Origin of the sequence: Oscillibacter acetigenes (assembly GCF_025567605.1) — a bacterium.
Lineage (GTDB): Bacteria > Bacillota > Clostridia > Oscillospirales > Oscillospiraceae > Oscillibacter > Oscillibacter welbionis.
This window is the reverse complement of sequence record NZ_JAOQKG010000008.1, coordinates 51,692-78,417: the sequence shown is the minus strand read 5'-3', so window position 1 is coordinate 78,417 and position 26,726 is coordinate 51,692. Positions and strand designations below refer to the sequence as shown.

At 63.7% G+C, this 26,726-nt stretch carries 29 protein-coding genes; 19 read left to right on the top strand and 10 right to left on the bottom strand.

The window, feature by feature from the left end; all coding sequences use genetic code 11:
• The first annotated feature begins 171 nt into the window (after positions 1-171).
• On the top strand, positions 172-2,730 hold the full coding sequence (locus tag OCV80_RS15500) for a DNA translocase FtsK (RefSeq protein ID WP_136891629.1): 2,559 nt from the start codon (positions 172-174) through the stop codon (positions 2,728-2,730).
• A 360-nt stretch (positions 2,731-3,090) separates the two neighbouring features.
• Positions 3,091-4,287, top strand: a complete 1,197-nt coding sequence (locus tag OCV80_RS15495; protein WP_036629202.1) for a pyridoxal phosphate-dependent aminotransferase — start codon at positions 3,091-3,093, stop codon at positions 4,285-4,287.
• A gap of 44 nt (positions 4,288-4,331) precedes the next feature.
• Here the strand turns inward: OCV80_RS15495 and OCV80_RS15490 are convergent, their stop codons facing one another.
• The 3 genes from OCV80_RS15490 to OCV80_RS15480 are packed head-to-tail and all read right to left on the bottom strand — an operon-like array spanning position 4,332 to position 5,726.
• Positions 4,332-4,646 (bottom strand): MGMT family protein, encoded by a 315-nt coding sequence (locus OCV80_RS15490; protein WP_021747376.1) that lies wholly within the window; start codon positions 4,644-4,646, stop codon positions 4,332-4,334.
• Positions 4,643-5,458 carry a carbon-nitrogen hydrolase family protein gene (locus OCV80_RS15485; RefSeq protein WP_119310786.1) on the bottom strand — a complete coding sequence of 272 codons (816 nt, stop codon included), beginning with the start codon at positions 5,456-5,458 and terminating at the stop codon, positions 4,643-4,645. The genes OCV80_RS15490 and OCV80_RS15485 overlap by 4 nt, the downstream gene beginning before the upstream one ends.
• A 16-nt stretch (positions 5,459-5,474) precedes the next feature.
• Positions 5,475-5,726, bottom strand: coding sequence for a hypothetical protein (locus tag OCV80_RS15480; protein ID WP_025545444.1), 252 nt, complete (start codon positions 5,724-5,726; stop codon positions 5,475-5,477).
• A gap of 105 nt (positions 5,727-5,831) precedes the next feature.
• Here OCV80_RS15480 and OCV80_RS15475 point away from each other — a divergent pair, with 105 nt between their 5' ends.
• From OCV80_RS15475 to OCV80_RS15465, 3 genes are all read left to right on the top strand, one after another.
• Positions 5,832-6,284: a YjbQ family protein gene (locus OCV80_RS15475; RefSeq protein WP_025545446.1), complete on the top strand. Its 453-nt coding sequence runs from the start codon at positions 5,832-5,834 to the stop codon at positions 6,282-6,284.
• 376 nt (positions 6,285-6,660) lie between these two features.
• A complete protein-coding gene (locus OCV80_RS15470) occupies positions 6,661-7,998 on the top strand; it encodes an APC family permease (protein ID WP_119310787.1) in 1,338 nt (445 codons plus the stop codon).
• 218 nt (positions 7,999-8,216) lie between these two features.
• On the top strand, positions 8,217-10,805 hold the full coding sequence (locus OCV80_RS15465; protein ID WP_136891631.1) for a cation-translocating P-type ATPase: 2,589 nt from the start codon (positions 8,217-8,219) through the stop codon (positions 10,803-10,805).
• A gap of 54 nt (positions 10,806-10,859) precedes the next feature.
• On the opposite strand, the gene OCV80_RS15460 is transcribed toward OCV80_RS15465, so the two are convergent.
• A complete protein-coding gene (locus OCV80_RS15460) occupies positions 10,860-11,621 on the bottom strand; it encodes a MerR family transcriptional regulator (RefSeq protein ID WP_021747370.1) in 762 nt (253 codons plus the stop codon).
• 149 nt (positions 11,622-11,770) lie between these two features.
• Between OCV80_RS15460 and OCV80_RS15455 the strand changes: the two genes are divergently transcribed.
• From OCV80_RS15455 to OCV80_RS15420, 8 genes are all read left to right on the top strand, one after another.
• A complete protein-coding gene (locus OCV80_RS15455) occupies positions 11,771-12,238 on the top strand; it encodes an NUDIX hydrolase (RefSeq protein WP_025545201.1) in 468 nt (155 codons plus the stop codon).
• Positions 12,235-12,759, top strand: a complete 525-nt coding sequence (locus OCV80_RS15450) for a GNAT family N-acetyltransferase (protein ID WP_256264439.1) — start codon at positions 12,235-12,237, stop codon at positions 12,757-12,759. Before OCV80_RS15455 ends, OCV80_RS15450 begins: the two co-directional genes overlap by 4 nt.
• Before the next feature lie 41 nt (positions 12,760-12,800).
• Positions 12,801-13,175 (top strand): DUF3783 domain-containing protein, encoded by a 375-nt coding sequence (locus OCV80_RS15445; protein WP_256264440.1) that lies wholly within the window; start codon positions 12,801-12,803, stop codon positions 13,173-13,175.
• Between the two features lie 4 nt (positions 13,176-13,179).
• Positions 13,180-13,617, top strand: a complete 438-nt coding sequence (locus OCV80_RS15440) for a DUF523 domain-containing protein (protein WP_025545878.1) — start codon at positions 13,180-13,182, stop codon at positions 13,615-13,617.
• A 135-nt stretch (positions 13,618-13,752) separates the two neighbouring features.
• Positions 13,753-14,757, top strand: coding sequence for a biotin--[acetyl-CoA-carboxylase] ligase (locus tag OCV80_RS15435; RefSeq protein ID WP_021747365.1), 1,005 nt, complete (start codon positions 13,753-13,755; stop codon positions 14,755-14,757).
• 19 nt (positions 14,758-14,776) lie between these two features.
• Positions 14,777-15,319, top strand: coding sequence for a chromate transporter (locus tag OCV80_RS15430; RefSeq protein WP_021747364.1), 543 nt, complete (start codon positions 14,777-14,779; stop codon positions 15,317-15,319).
• The gene (locus tag OCV80_RS15425; RefSeq protein WP_021747363.1) at positions 15,316-15,933 is read left to right on the top strand and encodes a chromate transporter; all 618 of its coding nucleotides are present in this window, start codon (positions 15,316-15,318) and stop codon (positions 15,931-15,933) included. Before OCV80_RS15430 ends, OCV80_RS15425 begins: the two co-directional genes overlap by 4 nt.
• Entirely contained in the window at positions 15,930-16,418 is a 489-nt protein-coding gene (locus OCV80_RS15420) for a YbaK/EbsC family protein (protein WP_021747362.1), read from the top strand. Before OCV80_RS15425 ends, OCV80_RS15420 begins: the two co-directional genes overlap by 4 nt.
• A gap of 63 nt (positions 16,419-16,481) precedes the next feature.
• On the opposite strand, the gene udk is transcribed toward OCV80_RS15420, so the two are convergent.
• The gene (udk, locus tag OCV80_RS15415) at positions 16,482-17,099 is read right to left on the bottom strand and encodes a uridine kinase (protein WP_025545130.1); all 618 of its coding nucleotides are present in this window, start codon (positions 17,097-17,099) and stop codon (positions 16,482-16,484) included.
• A 207-nt stretch (positions 17,100-17,306) separates the two neighbouring features.
• Between udk and OCV80_RS16470 the strand changes: the two genes are divergently transcribed.
• From OCV80_RS16470 to OCV80_RS15380, 6 genes are all read left to right on the top strand, one after another.
• Positions 17,307-18,266 carry an SH3 domain-containing protein gene (locus OCV80_RS16470; RefSeq protein ID WP_160117408.1) on the top strand — a complete coding sequence of 320 codons (960 nt, stop codon included), beginning with the start codon at positions 17,307-17,309 and terminating at the stop codon, positions 18,264-18,266.
• Positions 18,267-18,386: 120 nt separating this feature from the next.
• Complete coding sequence (locus tag OCV80_RS15400) at positions 18,387-20,147, top strand: ABC transporter ATP-binding protein (protein ID WP_036629895.1); 1,761 nt, start codon at positions 18,387-18,389, stop codon at positions 20,145-20,147.
• Positions 20,134-20,925, top strand: a complete 792-nt coding sequence (locus tag OCV80_RS15395) for a YlmH family RNA-binding protein (protein WP_136891634.1) — start codon at positions 20,134-20,136, stop codon at positions 20,923-20,925. Before OCV80_RS15400 ends, OCV80_RS15395 begins: the two co-directional genes overlap by 14 nt.
• Positions 20,926-20,941: 16 nt before the next feature.
• On the top strand, positions 20,942-21,148 hold the full coding sequence (locus OCV80_RS15390) for a DUF4177 domain-containing protein (RefSeq protein WP_021748592.1): 207 nt from the start codon (positions 20,942-20,944) through the stop codon (positions 21,146-21,148).
• A 15-nt stretch (positions 21,149-21,163) separates the two neighbouring features.
• The gene (locus tag OCV80_RS15385) at positions 21,164-21,373 is read left to right on the top strand and encodes a DUF896 domain-containing protein (RefSeq protein WP_025545125.1); all 210 of its coding nucleotides are present in this window, start codon (positions 21,164-21,166) and stop codon (positions 21,371-21,373) included.
• Between the two features lie 5 nt (positions 21,374-21,378).
• Positions 21,379-22,551, top strand: coding sequence for a 5-bromo-4-chloroindolyl phosphate hydrolysis family protein (locus OCV80_RS15380; RefSeq protein ID WP_119310791.1), 1,173 nt, complete (start codon positions 21,379-21,381; stop codon positions 22,549-22,551).
• 49 nt (positions 22,552-22,600) lie between these two features.
• Here OCV80_RS15380 and OCV80_RS15375 read toward each other — a convergent pair whose 3' ends face one another.
• The 5 genes from OCV80_RS15375 to OCV80_RS15355 all read right to left on the bottom strand — a co-directional run bounded on the left by OCV80_RS15375 (position 22,601) and on the right by OCV80_RS15355 (position 26,566).
• On the bottom strand, positions 22,601-23,374 hold the full coding sequence (locus OCV80_RS15375) for an HpcH/HpaI aldolase family protein (protein ID WP_021748589.1): 774 nt from the start codon (positions 23,372-23,374) through the stop codon (positions 22,601-22,603).
• Between the two features lie 166 nt (positions 23,375-23,540).
• Entirely contained in the window at positions 23,541-24,473 is a 933-nt protein-coding gene (locus OCV80_RS15370; RefSeq protein WP_021748588.1) for a thiamine pyrophosphate-dependent enzyme, read from the bottom strand.
• A gap of 15 nt (positions 24,474-24,488) precedes the next feature.
• The gene (gene porA / locus OCV80_RS15365) at positions 24,489-25,667 is read right to left on the bottom strand and encodes a pyruvate flavodoxin/ferredoxin oxidoreductase thiamine diP-binding domain protein (RefSeq protein WP_021748587.1); all 1,179 of its coding nucleotides are present in this window, start codon (positions 25,665-25,667) and stop codon (positions 24,489-24,491) included.
• A gap of 15 nt (positions 25,668-25,682) precedes the next feature.
• Positions 25,683-25,991 carry a 4Fe-4S binding protein gene (locus OCV80_RS15360; protein ID WP_021748586.1) on the bottom strand — a complete coding sequence of 103 codons (309 nt, stop codon included), beginning with the start codon at positions 25,989-25,991 and terminating at the stop codon, positions 25,683-25,685.
• Positions 25,988-26,566, bottom strand: coding sequence for a 2-oxoacid:acceptor oxidoreductase family protein (locus tag OCV80_RS15355; RefSeq protein ID WP_021748585.1), 579 nt, complete (start codon positions 26,564-26,566; stop codon positions 25,988-25,990). Before OCV80_RS15355 ends, OCV80_RS15360 begins: the two co-directional genes overlap by 4 nt.
• Positions 26,567-26,726: the final 160 nt, after the last annotated feature.

Sequence of the window (26,726 nt, the reverse complement as noted above, 5' to 3'; positions counted from 1 at the left end):
GTCCGCGGCGGAAGCGGCATCAGGCGTCCGGCGGAGCCAGACCCTGGAACGGGCAGGTTCGGCCAGGCCGCTCAGGAAAGGGCCTCTGGAAAACCGAAGATTTTGCGGCGCATCTCCGTTGCGCTGCATTGACGGTAAACAAAGGAGATTGGAACCTCGAAGGAGAGAAGCATGGCATCCTCAACGCAGAAGAAGACGACAACGAAAAAGAGCGGCAGCCGCTCCGGCTCACGCACGGCCAAGGGTAAGCAGCCTCAGAAGCGTCCCATCCGCCGGGAGGTGGGGGGCGTGATACTGCTGGTGCTGGCGCTGTGTGTGCTGGTGAGCTACTGCGGCGTGCAGGCGATCCTCATCGACCTGCTGGCCAAGCTCCTGAAGGGACTGTTCGGCTACGGCTACTGGCTGGCCGGCCCTGCCATGCTGCTGGCAGGAGGGATCCTGCTGCTGCACCGGGGCCGCCCGGTCACCCTGCGGGCCACCTGCGCCCTGCTGCTGCCGCTGCTGGCAGGAGCGCTGTTCCACACCATTTTCGCAGGGGGAGACTATGCGCTGAACGGCTGGGGCGTTTTGAAGAATCTCTGGACGGCGGGCCTTGCCCTGAAGGCGGGCGGCGCCGTTTCCGGCCTGCTGGCGGAGGCGGCGGTGCTGGCGGTCTCCAAGGTGGTGTCTCTCTTCCTCTTCGGCTTGCTGCTGGCGGTTCTGCTGCTGGCGGCCCTGCATGTGACGCCTTCCGCCGTTCTGGAGATGGTACGGAACCGGCCGGAGTACGAGGAGGAGCCGGAGCCTACGCCCGCCGTCCACATCGCTCCTGCGGAGCCGCCCCAGCGGCGGGGAGAGCGCCAGAGCAGGCCCGCCATCGACATTCCCCTGGACGGCGAGGAGCCGTCCGCACAGCCGGAGGAAGAGTCCGGCCGGTTTACCGGCTTCTTCCGGCATAAGTCCGACAAGATGAAGACGCCGGACCAGGTGCTCTCCGACAAGGAGGCGGAGCAGGCGGCGCTGGAACCTGCGCCGTCTCCGGCCCGCGCCAAGGCCGCTCCCACCCCGGCGCCCGTGGCGGAAGAGGTATCCGTTCCGGAGCCCGCCCCCGCGGCGCCTGCCGCCCCGCCTGCCCCGGCGGCGGGGAAGAAGGCCGTGGCCCAGGAGGTAGCCGCTGCTACGGCAGCGGTGACCGCGGAGATTGAGCAGAAGCTGACGGAGGATGCGGACACCTATCAGTTCCCCCCCATTACCCTGCTGCAGGAGAGCCGGGAGGAAAACTATGCCGAGACCGGCGCAGAGCTGCGGAACAACTCCCGCCGCCTGGCGGAGACCCTCACCAGCTTCGGTGTGGACGCTACTGCCGGAGACGTGGTCCACGGCCCCTCCGTCACCCGGTATGAGTTCGTGCTGGACCAGGGCGTGAAGCTCAGCAAGATCACCAACCTGTCGGATGATATCGCCCTGGCCCTGGGGGCCTCCGGCGTGCGGATCGCCCCCATTCCGGACAAGATCTCCGTGGTGGGCATCGAGGTGCCCAACAAGCAGGTGACGCCGGTGCTGATCCGGGACGTGATCGAGTCCCGGGAGTTCACAGAGCACAAGTCCAAAGTGGCTTTCGCCCTGGGAAGGGATATCGGCGGCCGGAACATCGTGGGGGATATCGAGCGTCTGCCCCACGTGCTGATCGCCGGCACCACCGGATCCGGCAAGTCCGTGTGCACCAACTCCCTGATTGTGTCGCTGCTGTACAAGTCCACCCCGGATGAGGTCCGCTTTATCATGGTGGATCCCAAGATGGTGGAGCTGGCCCCCTACAACGGCATTCCCCACCTGCTGATCCCGGTGGTGACGGATCCCAAAAAGGCCGCTGGTGCCCTCCAATGGGCGGTGTTCGAGATGATGAAGCGGTACAAGACCTTCTCTGAGCATGGTGTGAAGAAGCTGGAGGAGTTCAACCGCCTGGCCCGGGCCAGTGAGGACCTGGAGACGCTGCCCAGCGTGGTGGTGGTCATTGATGAGTTGGCCGACCTGATGTTGGTAGCTGCTAAGGAGGTGGAGGAGTCCATCTGCCGGGTGGCCCAGATGGGCCGCGCCGCCGGCGTCCATCTGGTGATCGCCACCCAGCGGCCCTCCGCAGATGTGATCACCGGCCTCATGAAGGCCAACATTCCCAGCCGCATCGCCTTTGCTGTGGCATCCTCTCTGGAGTCCAGAATCATCCTGGACAACACCGGCGCGGAGAAGCTGGTGGGCAAGGGCGATATGCTCTACGCTCCCCTGGGCCAGGGCAAGCCCACCCGCGTCCAGGGCTGCTTCATCTCCCCGGAGGAGATCGAACGGGTGGTGGAGTTCGTGAAGCAGTCCGGTGAGGCGCATTACTCCGATGAGGTCATGGCCAAGATCGAGGAGTCCATGCAGGAGAAGGAGAAAGGCGGCAAGGGCGCCGCGGCCGCGGCGCCGGAGGCCGGAGAGGACGAGGGGGACGAGCTGCTCCCCGCCGCCGTGGAGGTGGTGCTGGAGACCGGGCAGGCCTCTGTCTCCATGCTCCAGCGCCGGCTGAAGCTGGGCTACTCCCGGGCCGCCCGCCTGGTGGACCAGATGGAGGAACGGGGCATCGTGGGGCCCTTCGAGGGCTCCAAGCCCAGGCAGCTGCTGATCACCCGTGCCCAGTGGCAGGAGATGCAGATGGGCGGCGCGCCCGCCCCGGAGGCGGACGAGCCTCCCTTCCCGACGGAAGAGGAGACCTGACGGATGCAGGCCTTCAGCGGAGATTTCTGAAAACCTCTGCTTGACAAATCCCCGCAAAGACGTATAATGGGACTATCATAAACGCGATGACAGAGCCAGCCCTGCGAAACCGGCTTAGAAGCGAGGGGGAGACGGTGCAAGCCCCCAGCCCACGCCGCACGGCAGCCACTCTGGAGCAGTCCGCGAGGAGCGGAACGGCCCATCCCCGTTACCGGATGACATGAGATGCCTCCCATTCGGAGGCAGATCAGGGTGGTACCGCGGAATGGAATGTTCGCCCCTGACAGAGATGTCAGGGGCGTTTTTTATTGCCGGCCGCCGTAAATGAGATTACAAAATCCGACCAAGGAGGTCTTTTTTATGAAATTTTCCAGCAAGATTCAGCGGTGTGAGCTCTCTCCCATGCGGAAGTTTCTGCCCTATGAGCTGGCGGCAGAGGCCAAGGGCCGCAAGATCTATCATCTGAATATCGGCCAGCCGGACATTGAGACGCCCAAGGCCTTCTTTGACGCGGTGAAGAATTTCCAGGACCCAGTGCTGGCCTATGCGGCGGCCCCCGGCGTGTCTGAGTTTCTGACGGCGGTGCAGGGCTACTACGCCAACCTGGGCATCCACCTGGAGCAATCGGACATCTACGCCACTGCCGGCGGCAGCGAGGCGCTGCAGATGGCCCTGACCTGCATTCTGGACGAGGGAGACGAGATCCTGATCCCGGAGCCCTTCTATCCCAATTACAACACCTTTGTCAGTGTCACCGGCGGCGTGATCCGGCCTATCCCCACAACTCCGGAGGAGGGCTACCGCTACGCCGACCGGGCGCGAATCGAGCCCCTGATCAACGAGCACACACGGGCCATCCTGGTGACCAACCCCGGCAACCCCACCGGCGTGGTCCTCTCCCCGGAGGAGATGCGCCTGATGGCGGACATCGCCAAAGAGCACGGCCTGTTCCTTATCAGCGACGAGGTGTACCGGGAGTTCGTCTACGGCGGCGAGCCTCTGGCCTCCATGGCCCAGTTTGACGATGCGGCCGAGAACGTGGTGGTGGTGGACTCCATCTCCAAGCGGTTCTCCGCCTGCGGCGCCCGGGTGGGCATCCTGGTGTCCCGGAACCGGGAACTGATGGCCCAGGCCCTGAAGATCTGCCAGGGACGCCTGTGCGCGGCCACGCTGGACCAGCTGGGCGCTGCCGCCCTGTACGGCGTAGGCTCCGACTACTTCTCCGCCGTGCGGGAGGAGTACCACAGGCGGCGGGATACCTGCATGGAGGGCCTATCTCAGATCCCCGGCGTGGTGTGCGAGTGCCCCAAGGGCGCTTTCTACCTCATGGCCAAGCTGCCGGTGGATGACACCGACAAGTTCCAGACCTGGCTGCTGGAGGAGTTCCAGGACAACGGGGAGACCGTCATGTTCGCACCCGGCGAGGGCTTCTACGGCACCCCCGGCAAGGGCCGGGACGAGGTCCGGCTGGCTTATATCCTGAAGCAGGCGGATCTGCGGCGGGCCATGGAGGTCCTGGCCCACGGCATTGAGGCATACAACAGCCGGAAGCTGTGAGAAACGAGCAGAGGAGAGCGGCAAAAGCCGCTCTCCTCATGTTTTTATGATTCCGGTGTCCAGAGGCACTGTTCCAGATCCACCGTGCCGTCCAGGCGAAAGGCCACACCCTCCGCCTCCAGCAGGGCCCGCTGGGTGCCGGGGGCAAAGGTGTCGAAGGCCGCCTTGGTGCCGCCGAAGCGGTCCACCACCCGGTGGCAGGGCACGGTTGGGTCCTGACAGGACGCCATGGCATATCCCACCAGCCGGGCGCTCCGTGGCATCCCGGCCAGCCGCGCCACCTGGCCGTAGGTGGACACACTTCCGGCGGGGATCCGCCGGACCACGTCATAGAATGCGCCGAAGACTGTGCCGCTCACTTCTCCCGCACCTCATACAGATCCGTCCGCCGGGCGGAGAGGATGGGCAGCTGGGCCCGTACCGCCTCCAGCCGTTCCACGTCCAGGTCCGCGTACAGGGTTGTCTCCTCCGCCCCGGCCCGGCAGAGCACGGCGCCCCAGGGATCCACGGCGATGGAGTTGCCGTAGGCCACGTAGGAGCCCTGTTCGTCCCGGGCGGGGGAGACCCCCACGGTGAAGCACTGGTTGTCCACTGCCCGCTGGCGGAAGAGAAGTTCCCAGTGGGCGGGGCCGGTAGTCATGTTGAAGGCCGCCGGCACGAAGATCACCTTTGCCCCCCGCAGGCACATGCACCGGGCCAGCTCCTCGAACCGCAGGTCGAAGCAGACGCACAGCCCCATGGTGCCGAAGGCCGTCTCGAAGGTGGTGATGGCATTTCCCGGGGAGAGGGTGTCCGACTCCCGGAACCGCTGTCCCCCCTGGACGTCGATATCAAACAGGTGGGCCTTCCGGTGCTTGGCCAGCTGGCGGCCGTCGGGGCCGTAGACGTAGCTGGTGTTGTAGATCCGGCCCTCCGACAGCTCCGGCACAGTCCCGCCCACGAGGTAGAGCCCCAGCTCCGCTGCCAGGTGGGACAGGGCCGTCTGGGCCTCGCCGCCCTCCGGTTCGCCGTAGGCGCCGAAGCAGCTGTTGTCGTAGGGGCAGCAGAACATCTCCGGCAGCACGGCGAAGTCCGCTCCATTCTTGGCCGCCTCCCGGATTTTGCCGCAGGCGGTCTGGATATTTTTCACTTTGTCTGGAAGCACCGGCATCTGGATCAGCGCAATGCGCATAGGCGCACCTCCTCAATCATTCCGTCATTTCCCGCAGCACCAGATCTGTGGCGCCCCCGTCGGGGGAGCGGAGCAGGCGCTTCACCTGCGGGTGGTGCCCGTATTCCACCTGGAGAAAGTCCCGCAGGGCCGTGCCCTGATGACAGCCATGGATCAGGCGGAGCCGGTACGTCCCGGCCCCGGCCCGGCGGAGCAGGGCATCCACCGTGACCTTGGCCTGATAGGTGTTCCTGCCGTGGAGGTCCACGGTGACGATTCCGCACTCCATGGGCGGCTGCCTCCTCTCTCCCGCCGGAGGGCGGGGAATGCTCTTCTCCCATTGTAACATGGGCGGAACTGTGTTACAATGCAAAAAACAGAGGAGGCATGGAAGATGGCAGTTTACACGGAGAAAAAGACATACCACACCAAGGCCCACATGGGCATGATCGACGTGACGGAGGACTTTCAGCACGCAGTGGAGGAGGCATGCCGGCAGCACGGCATCTCTGCCGGGACGGTCACCGGCTTCACCACCGGCGGCGTGGCGGGCCTGACGACCCTGGAGTTCGAGCCGGGCATTGTGAACCACGACCTGAAGGCGGCGCTGGATGTGTTCTCCCCCTATCTGGATGAGAAGGGGCGGGTGGTGCCTTACTGGCATCATGAGACCTGGCATGACGACAATGGATCCTCCCACATCAAGGCGGCGCTGCTGTCCCCCTTCATCACGGTGCCTTTTGTGAACGGCAAAATCACCGTAGGGCCCTGGCAGAACCTGACCCTCATCGAGTGCGACACCCGGGACCGGGTGCGGGACATTGTGTTCCAAGTGATGGGAGAGTGAGTGCAGCGTGGGTGCCGAGCGTCCGGCATTCAAGCGTTCCGGCGGAGCAGGGACCTTGGCGCGGGCGGGCTCTGCCTGCCCGCACCAGTGAGATGCAGGGCCCCCGGCCGCGCCAAGCGGCTGGGGGATGCGACACCCGGGACCGGATGCGGGACATTGTGTTCCAAGTAATGGGAGAGCAAGCAGCTCGGCGCTTACAAAAAAGATCACAGCATGACCAAAGAAACACGCCCCGGAATGGGGGCGTTTTTTTTGCATACTGCTGTCGAAAAGCGCAGAAAATAGATTGCAATTTGTGCAGAGTTGTGGTATCCTTCTTCTACTGCCCTTTAAAGGGATGCCACAGGAAAGCTTTAAATAGAGAAAGGGGAGAGCCATGGAAAAGCGGTACGGCCTGCCCACGGCCATCTGCATGGTAGTGGGAATCGTCATTGGCTCCGGTGTGTTTTTCAAGGCGGAAAAGGTGCTCCAGGCCACCAAGGGCAACATGCCTCTGGGGATCCTGGCGTGGGGAATCGTGGGCGCCATCATGATTATTTGCTCCTATGTGTTCGCCACCATGGCCACCCGGTATGAAAAGGTCAGCGGCCTGGTGGACTACGCCGAGGCCACCGTGGGGCGGCGGTACGCCTACTACGTGGGCTGGTTCATGGCAGTGCTGTACACGCCCTGCCTGGTGTCCGCCCTGGCCTGGATCTCCGCCCGGTACTTCTGTGTACTGCTGGGCTGGGACATCACCGGCGGCGCCTGCATGACCATCGCCGGGGCGATGCTGTGCCTGGACCACGTGCTCAACGCCCTGGCACCCAGGCTGGCAGGCAGGTTCCAGGTGTCCACCACTGTTATCAAGATGATCCCCCTGGCGCTGATGGCCGCCTGCGGCGCGGCGGTGGGCATGATGAACGGCCGCATGGCGGAGAACTTCGCCACCATGAGTACCGGCGCCATCTCCACCGGCGAGGGGCTGATGGCCTCTACCGTGGCGGTAGCTTTCGCCTATGAGGGGTGGATCTTGGCTACCTCCATCAACGCGGAGCTGCGGGATGCCAAGCGGACCCTGCCCCGAGCCCTGGTGGTGGGCTCTTTTATCGTGGTGCTCACCTATATTCTCTACTACATCGGTCTCACCGGCGCAGTGACGACGGAGGAGCTGATGGCCAGCGGCGAGGCAGCGGCCAAGATGGCCTTCCAGCGGGTGTTCGGGGAGACGGCGGGCACAGTGGTGTTCGTGCTGATCGTCATCTCCTGCCTGGGGACCCTGAACGGCTTAACGCTCTCCTGCTGTCGGGGGATGTACGCTCTGGCGGTCCGGAACGAAGGACCGATGCCGGAGCTGTTCCGCCAGGTGGACCCGGTGACCAATATGGCGGGCAACTCCGCCCTGGTTAGCCTGGGCCTCTCCGCACTGTGGTTGGTGTACTTCTATGGCGCCAATGTGGGCGGACCCTGGTTCGGCGCCTTCAGCTTCGACTCCTCGGAGCTGCCGATCATCACCCTGTACGGCATGTATGTGCCCATGTTCATTCAATTCATGCGGAAGAGCACGGACCTGAACCCTTTCCGGCGGTTCGTCATGCCGGCTCTGGCCCTGTGCGCCTGTGCTTTTATGGTGTATGCCGCCTTTGCCGGGTATGGAGTGACCGTGCTGTACTATCTGGTGGTGTACGCCGCGGTCATGGGCATCGGCTGGCTGTTTGACCGGCGGAAAAAATGAAAATAGTGGAAGATTAGGGATTGACAATGTGGGGAAAATGGAGTATAGTGCCTTCAGTACCAAAAGGGAGTAGCTGGCACATTTGATTGTGTACCCAACGGCGTCAGTACGGGCTTCGGCCCCGCTTCGGGTTGAAACGGCGAGACTTTTGTATCAATGCAGAGGCATTGACGCAAAAGTCTCGTCTTTTTTGCGTCTTGCCGGAAAGAAGGAGTTTTATGAAAACGGAAAAGACTATCTGGCAGAAGAGCCGGGAAGAGCTGTTTCAGGAGTTGAGCAGCACCCCGGAGGGCCTGACTGGCGCGGAGGCCGCCCGCCGCCTGGAGCATTATGGCCCCAATGAGCTGCAGGAGGGCGGGAGGAAGAGCGTCCTGCGGATTTTTCTGGAGCAGTTCGCGGACTTTCTGGTAATCATTCTGATCTTAGCCGCCGTCGTCTCCGCCATCCTGGGGGATGTGGAGAGCATGGCGGTCATCCTGGCGGTCATCACCATGAACGCCATATTGGGCACGGTGCAGACGGTGAAGGCCACCGCGTCCCTGGACAGCTTGAAGCAGATGTCCGCCCCCACCGCCAAGGTGGTGCGGGACGGTCAGGTGGTCCAGCTCCCCGGCCGGGAGGTCACCGTGGGCGACGTGGTGGTGCTGGAGGCCGGCGACTCCATCTGCGCCGACGGCCGGTTGCTGGAGTGCGCCAGCCTGAAGTGCGCGGAGAGCGCCCTCACCGGCGAAAGCCTGCCGGTAGAGAAGGACTTGGCGGACATCGACGGCGACGTGCCGCTGGGAGACCGCAAGAACATGGTGTTCTCCGGCTGCTTCGTCACCTACGGCCGGGCCCGGTTCCTGGTGACATCCACCGGTATGCACACAGAGATGGGCAGGATCGCCGCCCTGCTGAAGAGCACGGAGGAGAAAAAGACCCCTCTTCAGGTGAGCCTGGACCAGTTCGGCCGCAAGCTCTCCATCGGCATTTTGGTCATCTGCGCCCTCCTCTTTGCCGTCAGTGTGTTCCTGCGGGGCGAGAATGTGATGAACGCCTTCCTCTTTGCCGTGGCCCTGGCAGTGGCCGCCATTCCGGAGGCCCTCAGCTCCATCGTCACCATCGTACTGTCCTTCGGCACCCAGAAGATGGCCAGGGAGCACGCCATCATCCGCAAGCTCCAGGCGGTGGAGGGCCTGGGCAGCGTGTCCGTCATCTGCTCCGACAAGACCGGTACCCTGACTCAGAACAAGATGACTGTGAAGAAGCTCTGCACCGGGGGCCAGATCATCCCGGCGGACGGGGCGGACTTCTCTCGCCCGGAACAGCGGGAGCTGCTGCGTGCCGCCCTGTTATGCAGCGACGCCACGGTGAACGAATCCGGAGAGGTGGGAGACCCCACAGAGACCGCCCTGGTGCGCCTGGGCGAGAGCTACGGCTTCGACGAGGCGGAGGCGCGGGGCAAGTATCCCCGTCTGGCGGAGCTGCCCTTTGACTCCGACCGGAAGCTGATGAGCACAGTCCACCAGTTGCCGGACGGCCTGACCATGCTGACCAAGGGGGCCGTGGACGTGATGCTGGGCCGCACTCGCCTCTCTCCGGAGGAGAAGGCGGAGATCGAGCGGATGAACGAGGAGCTGTCCCAGCAGGGCCTGCGGGTGCTGGCCTTCGGCAAGCGGATGCTGACCGCCCCCGCCATCGGCCTGGAGGATGAGAACGACCTCCAGTTCCTGGGCCTCATCGCCATGATGGACCCGCCCCGGGAGGAGTCCAAGGCGGCCGTCGGTGAGTGCATCGCCGCCGGTATCCGGCCCATCATGATTACCGGCGACCACAAGGTCACCGCCTCCGCCATCGCCAAGGAGATCGGCATCCTCACCCCCGGCACCGAGGCCGTGGAGGGTGCCGTTATTGAGTCCATGAGCGATGAGGAACTGCGGGAGTTCGTACCCAGGGTCAGCGTGTATGCCCGGGTGTCCCCGGAGCACAAGATCCGCATCGTCCGGGCCTGGCAGGAGCGGGGCAATCTGGTGGCCATGACCGGCGACGGCGTCAACGACGCCCCGGCCCTGAAGCAGGCGGACATCGGCGTGGCCATGGGCATCACCGGCACCGAGGTGGCCAAGGACGCTGCCGGTATGGTGCTGACGGATGACAACTTCGCCACCATCGTCCAGGCCGTCAAGAACGGCCGGAATGTTTATACCAACATCAAGAAGGCCATCCAGTTCCTGCTCTCCGGCAACACAGCAGGCATTCTGACGGTACTGTATGCCTCTCTCGCGGGGCTGCCGGTGCCCTTTGCAGCGGTACACCTGCTGTTCATCAATCTCCTGACGGACTCCCTGCCCGCCATCGCCCTGGGCCTGGAGCCCCACAGTGACGCGGTGATGCAGGAAAAGCCCCGTCCCCGCAGCGAGGGTATCCTGACAAAGCCCTTCCTGTTGAGCGTGGGCACGGAGGGCCTGGTGATCGCCCTGGCCACCATCATTGCCTTCCACATCGGCCTGGCCAGCGGCGGCGCTGCCGTGGCCAGCACCATGGCCTTTGCCACCCTATGCCTGAGCCGCCTGTTCCACGGCGTCAACTGCAAGTCCGGCCATCCGGTGCTCTTCACCCGGGCCTTCTGGAACAACAAGTTCCTGCTGGGCGCCTTCGCCGTCGGCGCGCTGCTGCTGGCGGCCGTGCTGCTGATCCCACCGCTGGAGCCTCTGTTCCAGGTGGCGGAGCTGTCTATCGGACTGGTGGGCTGCATTGTGGGGCTGGCCTTCGGCTCCATGGTGGTCATTCAGGTCTTAAAAGCCATCCGCAGCATGGGCAAGAAGTAAATCCACTCCAAATCAAAGCGGCAGGGCCGCCCCTTATGGGGCGGCCCTGTTTCCTTACGCGCCGGTGTAGGTCCGGACGGCATCCCGCAGAAAGGCGGCGCAGCCGGGGACTTCCCGGTCATAGTAGGCGGTGAACCGGGGATCGGACACATACAGCTCTGCAAGGCCCACATGGGCCTGGGGCGTGTAGGACTCCCAGGAGTAGGACAGCCACCGCCGATGGAGCGCCGCAATCCGCTGGCCCTCCGGCCCGGCGGGGTCCGCCCCTGCTTTCACGGCTGTGACGAGAGCGGTGTGGATCTCACCCCCCAGGGACTTCCACTGGGCATACTCCTCCTGGGTCAGCGCCAGGACGCAGGCGTTGGCCCGGTCCATCTCCTCATCTCCGTATTTCTCCCGGATCTCCTGCCCGAAGGCGGTCTCATTGGCCTCTACCGTGCGGCGCTTGAAGGCTTCAAATTTCTCCTGATCGGTCATCTTCGTTCCTCCCTTGATGTCGTTAATCGTTCGCTGGACAGTCAGGATCAGATCGTCCAGTCGGGCCCGACGGGCCTCCAGCTCTGCCAGGTGGCTCTGCAGCGCCGCCTGGCGGTCAAAGGCCGGGTCGTCCAGAATGGTCCGGATCGAGGCCAGGTCCAGTCCCAGCTCCCGGTAGAACAGGATGTCCTGCAGGCGATCCAGTTGCGCTGGGCCGTAGAGGCGGTATCCGGCCTCCGTGGTCCGCAGAGGTTTCAGCAGTCCAATCCGATCATACCAGCGCAGAGTCCTGGGCGTGACGCCGGCCAGATCGGCCAGCGCCTTGACGGTGTATTCCATAGAGATCCCTCCTGTCGATTGGCAGTATAACAGTTGACGCTGCGGCAAGGTCAAGGGGGTTCACGAAAAAAACCAGGCTTTCTTTTTCCATGGCAATGAACTATAATAGGATAACACCATTTCAAGGATCACGGAAGGGGGGATGGCAGATGATCAATTCCACCCTCTGCTATCTGGAGCGGGGCGACGCTTACCTGATGCTCCACCGGGTGAAAAAGAAGGGCGATCTGAACCATGACAAATGGATCGGCGTGGGCGGCAAATTCGAAGATGGGGAGAGCCCCGAGGACTGCATCCTCCGGGAGACCTGGGAGGAGACGGGCCTGACGCTGACGGACTACCGCTACCGGGGCCTGGTGACCTTTGTGTCCGATGAGGCACCCACCGAGTATATGCACCTCTTCACCGCCACTGGCTGGACCGGCACGCCCCACCCCTGCGATGAGGGAGAGCTGGCCTGGATTAAAAAAGCGGAGCTGCGGGGCCTTCCCATGTGGGAGGGGGACAAAATTTTCCTCCGCCTGCTGGAGGAGAACGTCCCCTTCTTCTCCCTGAAGCTCCAATACCAGGGAGACCGGCTGGACCGGGCGGTGCTGAATGGGAGGCGGATTGTATGATACCCGCTCTGACACTGGAGCCGCTGTCCTGGGACGATCTCCCAGAGGCGGCGGTTCTGTGGGCCGACCCGGCGGTGATCCGATGGACCAACATTGCTGCCCCCTGCACGGAGGCGGGGGCGGCAGACCGGCTGGAACACCTGCTGGACTGCCAGCGGGGGTTGCCGTTCCCCACGGTCTTTGCCCTCCGGGAGGGGACGGCATTCCGGGGACTGGCCGGCTGCCCGCCGGTGGATACGGCCGCCGGGATCTATGGGCTGTTCTACCAGCTGCTGCCCGCCTGCTGGGGCCGGGGCTTGGGACTTGCGGCTGCGGCGGAGGCACTGCGGCGCCTGGAACGGCTGGCACCGGCCCTGGTGCTGGCAGACACGGTGGCAGAGAATACCGCCAGCGTCCGAATTCTGGAGCGGCTGGGCTTTGTCCGCACCGCCGTCCACCACAGGGCTTTCTGCCGGGAGGGGCGGATGCTGGATATCTGGGACTACGCCCGCCGCTGGGCTGGTCCGGCGGAGACCGTCTGACCGGGACGGCCCCGTGCAACATGAAGAAATGAGGAATGTTCATGAGCAGAAAACTGCTGCTGTTCGGCTTTGAGGAACTGCCCACCATTCTGGCTGCCGCGGCCGCCGCCGGGCCCTTCGGGGCGGAGGTGGTGCCGGTGGCCCGGCAGGACTACAACAAGCCCCTGGCGGTGCTGGCGGGGCTGGATGATGACCCCGGCACGGTACTGCCGTTCAACGGCGGCCCTCTGGGTGGGCGGATGGTGGTGCTGTGCGGCCTGGAGGACCAGGTGGACTGCCTTCTGCCGGCGCTGAGTCAAGCGGGGATCGGGCGGGACTGCCTGAAGGCGGTGCTGACGCCCCACAACCGGACCTGGACCGCTGTGAAGCTCTATCAGGAGCTGCTGCGGGAGCACCAGGCCATGAACGGGCGGTGAGAAGATGCGGATCCTAATCTCTGCCTGTCTGCTGGGGGCCCGCTGTCGGTACGACGGGGTCTCCAAGCTCCAGCCCTGGATCTCTGATCTGGCGGAGCGGCACATCCTGGTCCCCGTCTGTCCGGAGCAGCTGGGGGGTCTGCCCACACCCCGTCCGCCGGCGGAGCGGCGGGGAGACCGGGTGATGACCCGGGACGGTGGCGATGTCACCGCCCAATACCGCCGGGGCGCGGAAGAGGCCTTGCGTCTCTGCCGCCTGCTGGGATGCGAGGCGGCGCTGCTGAAAGAGCGGAGTCCCTCCTGCGGCAGCGGGATGGTCTACGACGGCACCTTTACCGGCGTGCTGACGGCGGGAGAGGGTGTCACGGCGGAGCTGCTGCGCGCCCAGGGCATTCCGGTGTACGGAGAGTCCCGGGTGGCGGAGTTGGCGGACCCCATCTGAACAGGCCAGACAGCCACGGACGGCGCAGCGCCCGGAGAACGGGGCGGCGCCGTTCTTTTCCTCCCCGACACGGTTTACAACCAGGGGAAAACGTGGTAGACTCGAAGCCATGAATATGGGAGAGGAGAGAGAAACATGAGCCGACAGGATGTCCTGGCCCTGCTGCGGGAACAGGAGGGGGCGTTCGTCTCCGGCGAGGAGATCAGCCACCGGCTGGGACTGAGCCGCGCGGCCATCTGGAAGGCGGTGGATGCGCTGCGGAGGGAGGGCTACACTGTGGAGGCCCGCACCGGCCGGGGCTACCGTCTGCTGGATGCGCCGGACGTGCTGACGGAGCCGGAGATCCGCCGCTTTCTGGGGGAGACGGCCCGGGTGGGCCGGACCTTGGTGTGCCTGGCAGAGGTGGACTCCACCAATCTCCGGGCCAGACAGCTGGCAGCGGAGGGCGCAGCGGACGGCACTGTGGTGGTGGCGGACCGCCAGACGGCTGGCCGGGGCCGACTGGGCCGGAGCTTTCAGTCCCCCGGCGGCCAGGGGATCTACCTGACGGCCCTGCTGCGGCCGGATCTGCCGCCGGAGCGGCTGTCGCCGGTGACGGCCATGGCTGGAGTAGCGGTGTGTCGGGCCGTAGAGCGGCTGTGCGGCGTCAGCCCCGGCCTGAAATGGCCCAACGATCCGGTGCTGGATGGGAAAAAGCTCTGCGGTATTTTGACCGAGCTCTCCCTGGAGGGGGAGACGGCCCGCGTGCAGGAGCTGGTGCTGGGCATCGGAATCAATGTCTCCCAGCGGCCGGAGGATTTCACGCCCGAGGTGCGGGAGATCGCAACCTCCCTGGTCCAGGCCCTGGGCCACGCTGTGTCCAGGCCCGCCCTGGCGGCGGAGATCATCCGGGAGGTGGACCGCCTCTGCGCAGCCCTGGCGGCAGGGGAGACTGGTCCTTATCTGGCCGAGTACCGGCGGCGGTGCGTGAATCTGGGCCGGACCGTGCGGCTGCTGCGCCCGGACGGAGGCGGCGAGACGGCGGAGGCATTGGACATCGATGAGGAATTCGGCCTGGTGGTGCGGAGGCCGGACGGCGCGGTGAAGACCGTGCGGTCCGGCGAGGTGTCCGTCCGGGGCCTGTACGGATATACAGAGTGAGAGACAGGGGGAGATAGGGTTGAAAGAGCTTTGGACATTGTTTTGGACCTTCGCGAAGATGGGGGTCATGACCTTCGGCGGCGGCATGGCGATGCTGCCGATTCTCCAGCGGGAAGTGGTGGAGAACAAGCACTGGGCCACAGAGGAGGAACTGACGGACTACTATGCCATCGGGCAGTGCACGCCGGGGATCATCGCTGTCAACACGGCCACGTTCATCGGCCAGAAATACAAGGGCATCGCCGGGGGCATTGTGGCCACCCTGGGGGTGGTGTTCCCGTCTCTGGTCATTATCTCCATCCTGGCGGGGCTCATCAACAACTTCGCGGACCTGGCCTGGGTCCAGAACGCCTTTGCGGGCATTCAGGTGTGCGTGTGCGTCCTGATTTTCAACGCTACGGTGAAGCTGCTGAAGAAGTCCGTGGTGGATAAGCCCACGGCAGCGATTTTCCTGGCAGTGCTGGTGGGCAGCGCGGTGATGGATGTGTCCCCGGTGTGGTTCATCCTCGCGGCCGCAGTGCTGGGTATCCTGCTGAAGAACTGGGAGGTGAAGGGGGCATGATCTATCTGCGCCTGTTCTGGGAGTTTTTCAAGACCGGACTCTTTGCCATCGGCGGCGGTATGGCCACGCTGCCCTTCCTCCACGACATCGGGGAGGCCACCGGCTGGTTCACCCAGGCCCAGCTCATGAACATGCTGGCGGTGTCCGAGTCCACCCCCGGCCCCATCGGCATCAACATGGCCACCTATGTGGGCTTCACCGTTGCCGGTGTCCCCGGCGCGGTGATCGCCACATTGGGAGAGGTGACGCCCTCCATCATCGTGATCCTGATTATTGCCGCCCTGCTGCGGAACTTCCGGGAGAACCGATATGTAGACCGGGCCTTCTACGGACTGCGGCCTGCCTCTACGGGGCTGATCGGCGCGGCCTGCGTGTCCGTGGTACTTGAGGTGCTCACCAACATCGTGGTGGCGTCGCCGGAGACGGGGCTGTTCAACCAGTTCCAGCTGGGGGACGGCGGCCTGGCGGGCCTCATCAGCTGGCCGGGCCTGATCCTGGCGGCGGTGCTGCTGGCACTGACCAATTGGGTGAAACCCACGAAGAATCTCCATCCCATCGTGTTCATCGCCGCCTCTGCCGTGGTGGGCGTGGTGTTCCGCTTCGCGGGGGTATGAGGATAGACCGCCAGGACCTGTATGCCCTGTTGCGGGCGCGGAATATCCCCTATGAGGAGACGGCGCACCCGGCGGTATGGAGCATGGAGGAGCTCCACGCACTCTGTCTGCCGGGGGAGGAGCGGATCTTGAAAAACCTCTTCCTGCGGGACGACAAGAAGCGGCGGTACTATCTGGTGGCCATAGACGGCGGCCGGACGGCAGACCTGAAGGCCCTGCGCCGGACACTGGATAGCCGTCCTCTGAGATTTGCGGACGCCGCAGACCTGGAGCGGCTTCTGGGCCTGCTGCCGGGACAGGTGACGCCGCTGGGGGCCCTCCGGGCGCCTGCCGGCACGGTCACCGTGGTGTTGGATGCGTCTTTGCGGGGCCGGACCGTGGGCGTCCATCCGCTGGAGAACACCGCTACCACGTTTTTGAATCTGGACGATCTGGCCGCGCTGCTGGAGGACCATGGTGTGCCGGTGATCTGGTGTCCGCTGTAATACGCACAAGCCGCCCGCCGGAGAATCCCGGCGGGCGGCTTGTGCCCATCTGGCGGCGGGCCGTCACTTCCCATCGATGTGGTGCTGGATCCGCTGCATGATCATGTCCAGGGCCACCAGGTTGTGGCCGCCCTCCAGCACCACGATGTCCGCGTACTTCCGGGAGGGCTCCACATACTGCTCATGCATGGGCTTCACAGTGGTGAGATACTGGGAGACCACGGACTGGAGCGTCCGGCCCCGCTCCTCCACATCCCGCAGGGCCCGGCGGAGGATCCGCTCGTCCGCGTCCGTCTCCACAAAGATCTTGATGTCGAACATATCCCGCAGAGTGGGGTTCTGGAAGATCAGAATGCCCTCCACAATGATGACCTTGGCGGGCTGGATCTCCACGGTTTGGTCGGTGCGGTTGTGCTCCACAAAGGAGTAGACGGGGCACTGGATGGAGCGTCCGGCCTTCAGCTCCTGCAGGTGGCGGATCAGCAGGTCCGTGTCAAAGGCGTTGGGGTGGTCATAGTTCACCTTGGCCCGCTCCTCATAGGTCCTGCCCACCTGGCGCTTGTAATAGCTGTCATGGCCGATGACGGTCACGTCTTTGCCGAAGTGTTCCTTCAAATGCCGGGTCAGAGTGGTCTTTCCGGAGCCGGTGCCTCCCGCAATCCCGATCAGGATGGTGTTCATGTTCCCGATTCCCCCTAAAATCTCCCAGTTCTGTGAAACAAAACCGCGTTCTTTTGCGTCCATTATAGAAGAGGCGCTCCCCAAAAGCAAGCGGAACCGCGGAAAAAGCGTAAATTTCCCAGGGAATCGACGCTTCCGGTCTTGACGGCACTGGGAAAAGCCGATATTATGTAAATTATGAAAAGCTGTTACGCGGGAGGATGACCCATGGCCATGAAACGCTGCCCCATCTGCGGGGAAAAGTATTCCGATACATACAAGAGCTGCCCCTTCTGCGAGGAGGAAGAGGCGCTGCAGAGCGGTGCACAGATCCGCAGGACCGCCCCCGGACGGGGCGGCAAACGGACGGCCGCCCGCGGCCGCCAGCCCAATCTGCTGAGTCCCATTCTGATTGTGCTGATCGTCATTATGGCGGCGCTGCTGGTCTACCTGCTCTTCGGCGACCGGATCGCCCAGCGCCTCTCCGGCGGAGAGGAGACCCAGGACACTTCCACAGAGGATGTGACGCCCCAGCCGCCGGACCCTGATACGGCGGACCCGGAGGGGGGAGACGGCGTGACCATGCCGGAGAGCGGCGGCACCGGCGAGATGGAAGACCCGAATGACGGCGGCACCACCACACCCGCCCAGACGGATCCCTCCACCCTGCCGGAGACACTGACCATCGCCTACCTGGGTTCCCCCCGGACGGAGTTCACCATGTCCGTGGGAGATGAGCCCATTCCCCTGACTGTCTCCGGCGGCAGCGGCACTTATACCTGGAGCAGCAGCGATGACGGCATTGCCTCCGTGGATTCCACCGGCCGGGTGACGGCCATCTCCTCCGGACAGGCCACCCTGACGGTGACGGACGGCTCCGGCAAGGGCACCTGCCTGGTGCGGGTCCGGGGCGGCAGCACCGGCACATCTACGTCTGCCAGCGGCGGCAGCACCGCGTCCGGCAGCACGCTGACAGCGGGGACCGCGGTGGTGGTCAACGCCGGGAACGGCGTGCGGGTCCGCGCGCAGGCCAACACCAGCAGTGAGATTCTGGCGACCCTCTCCAACGGCGACTCCGTCCGGGTGGTGCAGAGCGCCGGGAACGGCTGGTATCAGATCAGCTTTGTGGCCTCCGGCGGCGTAACCACCACCGGCTATATGATGGGCGAGTATTTGTCCAATTCCTGAAAAAACAACATGGCGATATCCCCGGATGTTGGATGACATTCGGGGATATTTCATTGCGCGCGGGGGAAAAGTGTGCTATCATTTTTTAGATATGAATTGATAAAGAAAAAGGAGAGTACCATGACGACCCGACAGTTTCAGGAGAGCTCCGCCCTGCGGATCTTCCTGTCCTACTTCAAGCCCCACCGGAAGCTGTTTTTCCTGGATATGTGCTGCGCCCTGATGATCGCCGTGATCGATCTGGCGTTTCCCTACGTCTCCCGGTGGTGCATGTACCAGCTGCTGCCTGAGAGCGCCTACCGGACCTTCTTCGCCGTGATGGCGGTGGTGTTCTGCGCATACATCCTGCGGTCCGTGTTCACCTATATCATCTGCTATTACGGCCACACCTTCGGCATCCTGGTGGAGGCGGACATCCGCCGGGACCTGTTCCGCCACATGCAGGAGCTGAGCTTCGACTACTACGACCGCAACCGCACCGGACAGCTGATGAGCCGCCTGACGGCGGACCTGTTCGACATCACGGAGCTGGCCCACCACGGACCGGAGGACATCTTCATCTCCGGCGTTACCATTGTGGGCGCGCTGGCCATCATGTTCACCATCCAGTGGCAGCTGGCTCTGGTGATCGCCTGCATCATCCCTGTGTTCTTCCTGGTGGTGTGGAAGTGCCGCAAGTCCATGCAGGACGCCTCGATCAAGGTGAAGCAGCGGACGGCCACCATCAACGCCGACATCGAGTCGGGCCTCTCGGGCATCAAGACCGCCAAGGCCTTTGCCAATGAGGAGGCGGAGCTGGAGAAGTTCGACGTGTCCAACGACAGCTTCAAGACCTCCAAGCGGGCGTTCCACCGGGCCATGGGCCGGTTCAACGCGGTGATGGAGTTCTTCCTGTGCATCCTCTCCGTGGCGGTGATCTCCGTGGGCGGCTTCCTCATCATGCAGGGCCGGATGGACACGGTGGACCTCATCACCTTCAGCCTGTATATCACGACCTTCGTGAACCCGGTGCGCAAGCTCTCCACCTTTGCGGAGCTGTTTGCCAACGGCACCGCCGGCTTTGCCCGGTTTGTGGAGCTGATGCGGGAGGAGCCTGCCATGCAGGATGCCCCCGATGCCACCACTCTTTCCCGGGTGGAGGGGCGCATCGACGTGGACCATGTGTCCTTCGCCTATCAGGATGACATGGCGGTGCTCCACGACGTGGACCTCCACATTCGCCCCGGCGAGACCATCGCCGTGGTGGGGCCCTCCGGCGGTGGTAAATCTACTCTGTGCCAGCTGATCCCCCGGTTCTACGATGTGACGGACGGCGCGGTCCGCATCGACGGCCACGACGTCCGGCAGGTGACCCAGGAGTCCCTGCGGCAGAATGTGGGCGTGGTGCAGCAGGATGTATTCCTCTTCGCCGCCAGCATTCTGGAGAACATCCGCTACGGCAAGCCCGGCGCCTCGGAGGAGGAGGTGGCCCGGGCGGCGAAGCTGGCGGAGATCTATGACGACATCGTGGCCCTGCCGGAGGGGTTCAACACCTATGTGGGGGAACGGGGCACCCTGCTCTCCGGCGGACAGAAGCAGCGCATCTCCATCGCCCGGATCTTCCTGAAGGACCCGCCGGTGCTGATTCTGGACGAGGCCACCTCCGCCCTGGACAGCGTGACGGAGGCCAAGCTCCAGGAGACCTTTGAGAAGCTGGCCCACGGCCGCACCACCATCATCATTGCCCACCGGCTTTCCACCGTCCGCAATGCGGACCGGATCGCCGTCATTGAGGACGGCCGCATCACGGAGCTGGGCAGCCACGACCAGCTGATGGCGAAAAATGGCGCTTATGCGGAGCTGGTGCGGACGCAGGAGCTGATCGGCCATGGAAAAGAGTAAGTTGCTGGACCGCTGCGGGGCCGAGGGGGAGGACCGGCTGCTGCTGGCCAAGGTCCTGGACCGGGCTGCCCAGGCGGAGGAGCGCAATATTCCCGCCTGTACGGACTTTCTCTCCCCACAGCAGCAGATGATGGCCGGGGACCTGCTGCGTCTTGCGGGCATCCCGGAGACCGCTTGGCTCCGTCAGGGAGGCTACCAGGGAGCGGAGCGGAACATCCTGCTTTTCCTGCCGGACTGGATGGAGCCGGAGACGGCGGAGCCCCCGCTCCGATGTCTGCGGGGGGCCTTCCGGCCGGACGACCGGCTGAACCACCGGGACATCCTGGGCAGCCTCATGGGTATGGGCATCGTCCGGGAGAAGGTAGGGGACATTCTGGTGTCCCCGGAGAGTGCGGACCTGATCGTGCTGGACACGGTGGCGGATTTCCTGCTCTCCAGCTGGAACAGCGCCGGCCGGGCGAAGCTGACGGTGACGGAGATCCCCGCCGCCCACCTCCACATCCCGGAGGTGCGGTGCGAGGAGGTGCGGGACACGGTCAGTTCCCTGCGGCTGGATGCGGTGTGTTCCACCGGTTTTCGGATGGCGAGAGGGAAGGCGGTGGATATGATCTCTTCCGGCCACGTCCAGGTGAACTGGCGGCCCTGTACGAAGGCGGACAAGCTGCTTACAGAGGGGGACACGGTCTCCGCCCGGGGATTTGGAAAATTTCAGTTGGCGGCGGTGGGCGGCGTCACGAAAAAGGGCCGCACCGCCATTGTGGTGAAGCGATATATTTGAGAGAGGAGGGTGCAGCGTGCTGGAATACGAGTTTGAAGAGGTATCCTGCGGCGAGGTCTACGGGTTTTACTTGCGGGAGACCGCTGCTCATCGGGAGGTCATCGTCCGCCGGGCGGCGGATGGCTGGCGATATGTGGGATGCATCCCCAAAAGCCAGCGCCGGCCTTACGGCTTTATCGAGAGCATCGACCTGGTATTCGAGCGCCAGCGGCCTGAGACCTGACAGGAGGAGCGAAACATGGAGCAAAAGCAGATCGACCGCATCAACGAGCTGGCCCGGAAGGCCAAGACACCGGAGGGCCTGACGGAGTGGGAGCGGATGGAGCAGGCGGCATTGCGGCGGGAGTACATCGACTCCGTGCTGGGGAACCTGAAGAGCCAGCTGGACCACACCTATGTGGTGGATGACCAGGGCAACAAGCGGAAACTGAAGCAGAAGGAGGACTGAGTGCCGTGGCCGGAAAGAAACAGAAGCAGGAAGGCGTTGGCGCTTGGATAGCCATCGTAATCCTCTTCGCCGTCGGCCTGTGGCCCATCGCCCTGGTGATGCTGCTGGTCAAACTCTTCGGAAACGACGGGCAGAAGCGGAGGCAGGCCCCGCCCCCGCTGCAGACGGCGGCGCCGGAGCCGGCGGCCGCCGCATCCGCCGGGACTGCCGGCAGGACCAAAAAGGCCGTGCGCAGCGCCATGAAGTCCCCGGCGGTGAAGAAGTCTAACGCCAAGTGGCTGAAGATCATTGGCGCGGTGCTGGCGGTCTGCGGCCTGGCGGCCTGCTGGTCCACCATCGAGATGATGATTTGGCTGGGCGGCGTGGAGCCTTGGTATATCGAAGAGCTGCTGTGGGCCTTAGCCATTGCTGCTGCCGGTGGGGCTATGTTCTGCAGCGGGGTCTCCATCGGCCGCAGTCTGAAGCGGTACAACAAGTATCTGGCCGTGGTTGGGAATTACGAGGCTATGGCAGTGGAACAGCTGTGCCGCACCCTGGGCTATTCCAGGGACCGGGTGGAGAAGGACCTGCAGAAGATGATCGATAAAGGCTACTTCGGGGATGAGGCGTATCTGAACATGGAGCTGGGGTATCTCTTCCGCAGCGGCCAGGCGGACGCGGACCTGAAACAGAAGCGCCGGCAGGAGGAGGCGGCCGCGGCGCCGCCCCCCAAGGAGACGGAGGAGGGCTGCTCCGGAATCCTGCGGAGGATCCGCCGGGCCAACGACGCCATCGCGGACCCGGGACTCTCTGCCAAGATCGACCGGCTGGAGACCATCACCGCCAAGATCTTCCGGGCGGTGGAGGAGGACCCGAAGAAGCGAGACCGGATCGATACCTTCCTGAACTACTACCTGCCTACTACCCAGAAGCTGTTGGACTCCTACGCGGAGTTTGAGGCTGCCGGGGTGGAGGGGGAGAACCTCCGCCAGGCCAAAGCCCGGATCGAGTCCACCATGGACCTGATTATCAAGGGCTTTGAGCACCAGCTGGACGAGCTGTACAAGGCCGACGCCATGGATGTGGACAGCGACATCCGGGTAATGGAGACCATGCTGGAGCGGGATACTGCCAGTGTGGAAAAGGACTTTGGCCTGGGAGAGTTCGCAGCGGAACAGAAGCCGGAAGAGACGGAATAAAAAGGGACCCGGCGCGGAAATCCGCGCCGGGTTTCTTTGCGTCGGGGACTTACTTGCCCCAAACGTCCGCTACCAGATTTTTGTACATCTCTACATAGAACAGGGAGTCCATGCCCATGGTAACGCTGTCAAAGCCCTCGGCAAACCGCTGGCGGCTGGCTGCCGCACTGCCGGTAAAGATGATGGAGAGCTTGCCGCTGCGCTTGCAGGCCGCCTGGACCCGCAGGATGGCGTCATGGACCACCGGTGCGTTGAACTCGCCGGGGTGGCCCAGGGCAATGGACAGGTCAAAGGGCCCCACAAAGATGCCGTCTACACCGTCCATAGCGGTGATCTCCTCAATGTGCTCCAGGCAGCCCACAGTTTCGCACTGGGGCAGCAGCAGCGTCTCCCGGTTGCTGGTCTCCATATAGCCGGAAATGGAGACCGCATGGGCGGCGTGGCCCCAGCCGCCGTCCCGGGTGGGGCAGAAGCCCCGGTTCCCCAGAGGCGCGAACTTGGCATACCGGACCAGCTCCCGGACTTCCTCCACGGTCTCCACGCAGGGGACCACCACACCCTGGGCACCCACGTCCAGCAGCCGCAGCACTGCCGTGCGGGAGATCTCATTGGCCCGGGCCAGGGCCGTCAGGCCTGCGCCCTGGGCGGCGGCGATCTGGGCCGCAGCGGATTCGATCCCGGCGGGGGAGTGCTCCGTGTCCACGATCACATAGTCCAGTCCGGTATAACGCAGGCTCTCCACCGCCAGGGGGCTGCCGATGGCGGAGAAGGTTCCCAGGCTCTGGCGGCCCTGGTGAAATTTTTCTAAAACAGTATTTTCCATAGCATCCGATCCTCCTGAAAATCATTGATTCTATTATACCCCCCGGAGGATGCCTGTCAATTCCGGAGCAGCGGGCAAAACCCTCCAAAAATCATGCCAAAAACAGCAAAAGGGTTGGCCCAAAGGCCAACCCTTCGTACTGATATGGAGAGTGCGGAAGGACTGCTTACAGCTCGCAGAGCTTGAGGAGCTCCTCCCAGTTTTTGTCCACTTCCTTCTGGACCTCTTCGATCATCCACTCGTTGCCGGGCTTAAACATGTGGGCAAAGCGGCCCTGCATCTTCAGGTACTCCTCCACCGGCAGCTTGTTCTTGGGCTTGTAGCTGAGGATGTACTTGCCCTCAACCACCTCGTACAGCGGCCACACGCAGGTCTCCACCGCCATCTTGGTGACCTCCATCAGCTTCTCGCTGGGATACCGCCAGCCGCGGGGGCAGGGCGCCATCACGTTCAGGAACGCCGCGCCGGGGGTGTAGATGGCCTTGTGGGCCTTCTCCGTGATGTCCTTGAAGTTTCCGATGAACGTGGTCTGGGCCACATAGGGGATCCCGTGGGCCACCATGATCTTCGTCAGGTTCTTCTTCTGCTGCATCTTGCCGGGGATCACCGTGCCCTGAGGCGTGGTGGTGGTGTCGGCAAAGTGGGGGGTGGAGGAGGAACGCTGGATGCCGGTGTTCATGTATGCCTCGTTGTCGTAGCAGACATACACCATGTCGTGGCCGCGCTCCATGGCGCCGGACAGGCTCTGGAAGCCGATGTCGTAGGTGCCGCCGTCGCCGCCGAAGGCGATGAACTTGTACGTATCATCCAGTTTGCCCCGCTTCTTCATCGCCCGGTATGCCGTCTCCACGCCGGAGATCGTGGCCGCCGCATTTTCAAAGGCGTTGTGGATGAAGCTGTCCTTCCACGCCGTGTAGGGGTACATGAAGGTGGAGACCTCCAGGCAGCTGGTGGCGGAGCACACCACCGCCTTGTCCTCCGGGTTCAGGGCACGCAGCACCGTCCGCACCGCGATGGGAGAGCCGCAGCCCGCGCACATTCTGTGGCCGCCGGACAGGCGGTCCTCTTTCATCAGGTTTTCTTTCAGACTATATGCCATGACTGTTTTCCCTCCTTATTCCCGGACGTCCAGGTAGCGATAGGTCTCGCCCACCTCGCCGGTGGCCGCGATCTTCTCCAGCTCCGCGAACACGTGCTGGATGCTCTCCACCCGCACGTCGCGGCCGCCCAGGCCGTAGATGTAGTTGATGCCCTTGGGGCCGCTGATGCCCGCCGCGTACAGGCTGGCCGTGACCTCCGCGAACATGGGGCCGCAGTGGGCGTTGAAGCTGTCGTCCTTGTCCATCACGGCGAAGGCCTTCACGTTCTTCAGGGCTTCGCAGATATCCTCACTGGGGAAGGGACGGAAGGAGCGGACCTTGATCTGGCCCACCTTCTTGCCCTGGGCCCGCAGCTCGTTGATGGCCTCCTTGGCGGTGCCGGCGGAGGAGCCGATGATGACGATGGCCTCCTCAGCGTCGTCCATCATATAGGTCTCGATCAGGCCGTAGGTCCGGCCGGTCATCTCGCCGAATTCCTTGCCCACCTTGCGGATCACGTCCTTGGCGTCCATCATGGCCTGGGCCTGCTGCCGCTTGGCCTCCATGTAGTACACGGGCGTGGCGTAGGCGCCCACGGCCATGGGCTCGCCGGGCTTCAGCAGCGCGTGGGCGGGCTTGTACTCACCCACGAACTCCTTGACCTTCTCTGTCTCCACCAGCTCGATGTTCTCGATGGCGTGGGAGGTGATGAAGCCGTCCTGGCACACCATGATGGGCAGGCTCACCGCCTCCGCGATCCGCATGGCCTGCAGGTAGTTGTCGTAGGCCTCCTGGTTCGTCTCCGCAAACAGCATCAGCCAGCCGGCATCCCGCACGCCCATGGCGTCGGAGTGGTCGTTGTTGATGTTGATGGGGCCGGACAGGGCGCGGCAGGAGACGGCCAGCGTGATGGGCAGCCGGTCGGAGGCCGCCACGTACAGCATCTCCGTCATGTAGCACAGGCCGCAGGAGGAGGTGGCGGAAATGGCACGGCAGCCGGCAGCCTCCGCGCCGATGCAGGTAGACATGGCGCTGTGCTCGCTCTCCACCGCGATGAACAGCGTGTCCACTTCCCCGTTGTCCACGTATGTAGAGAAGTACTGGGGGATCTCCGTGGACGGCGTGATGGGATACGCGCCCATCACATCCGGGTTGATCTGCTTCATGGCATAGGCGACCGCCTCATTGCCGGAAAGTCTTTCTCTGATTCCCATTGTTCCTTCCCCTCCTTATTTCTCGTCCTTGACCATAGTGATGGCCCCGAAGGGGCAGGTGTTGGCGCAGATGCCGCAGCCCTTGCAGAAGAAGTAGTCGAAGTCCTCCCGCTTGCCCTCGCCGTTCACCGGGATGGACATATCCGGGCACACCGGTGCGCACAGCAGGCACTGCCGGCACTTGTCCCAATCGATCACGGGCTTCATGGTCCGCCAGTCGCCGGTCTCCACCACGCTGGACGTGCCGCCCTCATAAATGTTGCAGCCCGGGGTGATGTCCTTCCAGGTCACGTCCGGGGTCATATCCTTCGCCAGATGGCTCATCCTACCTGCACCTCCTCCAGAGATCTCTTCAGCGCCCGCATGTTGCCCTCGATGACCTGGGGCTTGCTGGCGAACTTGTGCTTGAAGGAGCCCTCCATATCCTTGATGAACTCCTCTTCCCCGATGACGCCGGACACCCTTACGATGGCGGCCAGCATGGGGGTGTTGGGGAAGTTCTTGCCCAGCTCCTCCTCGCTGATCTTACCGGCGTCGATGGTGCAGACCCGGCCCTCATAGCCCTTCAGCAGGGGCCGCAGCTCCGCGGGGGACTTGCTGGAGTTGATGACGATGGCGCCTTCCTTCTTCAATCCGGCGGTCACGTCCACGGCGGACAGCAGGGTCTCATCCACGACCACCACATAGTCCGGGAAGTAGATGTTGGAATGGACGGTGCTCCGCTCGGAGCTGATCCGGTTGTAGGCGGTGATGGGCGCGCCCATGCGCTCGGGACCGTACTCCGGGAAGCCCTGGACATACTTGCCCGTGTTGAACGCCGCGTCCGCCAGCAGCAGCGACGCCGTTTTGGCGCCCTGGCCGCCCCGGCCGTGCCATCGGATCTCTACAATGTCTTTCATGCTTGATCCTCCTCGTTCGGTTTGGCCCCCAAGCGGGGGCCGTCTCGAAATTTGCCGTTTTGAGTGCTTGTCAGCATGTATAGTATAGTCCCTTTCTGCGAGGAATGTCAATTCTATAACAAATTAGACAGTATAGAAATCTGTGAATGCCAGCGGCTTC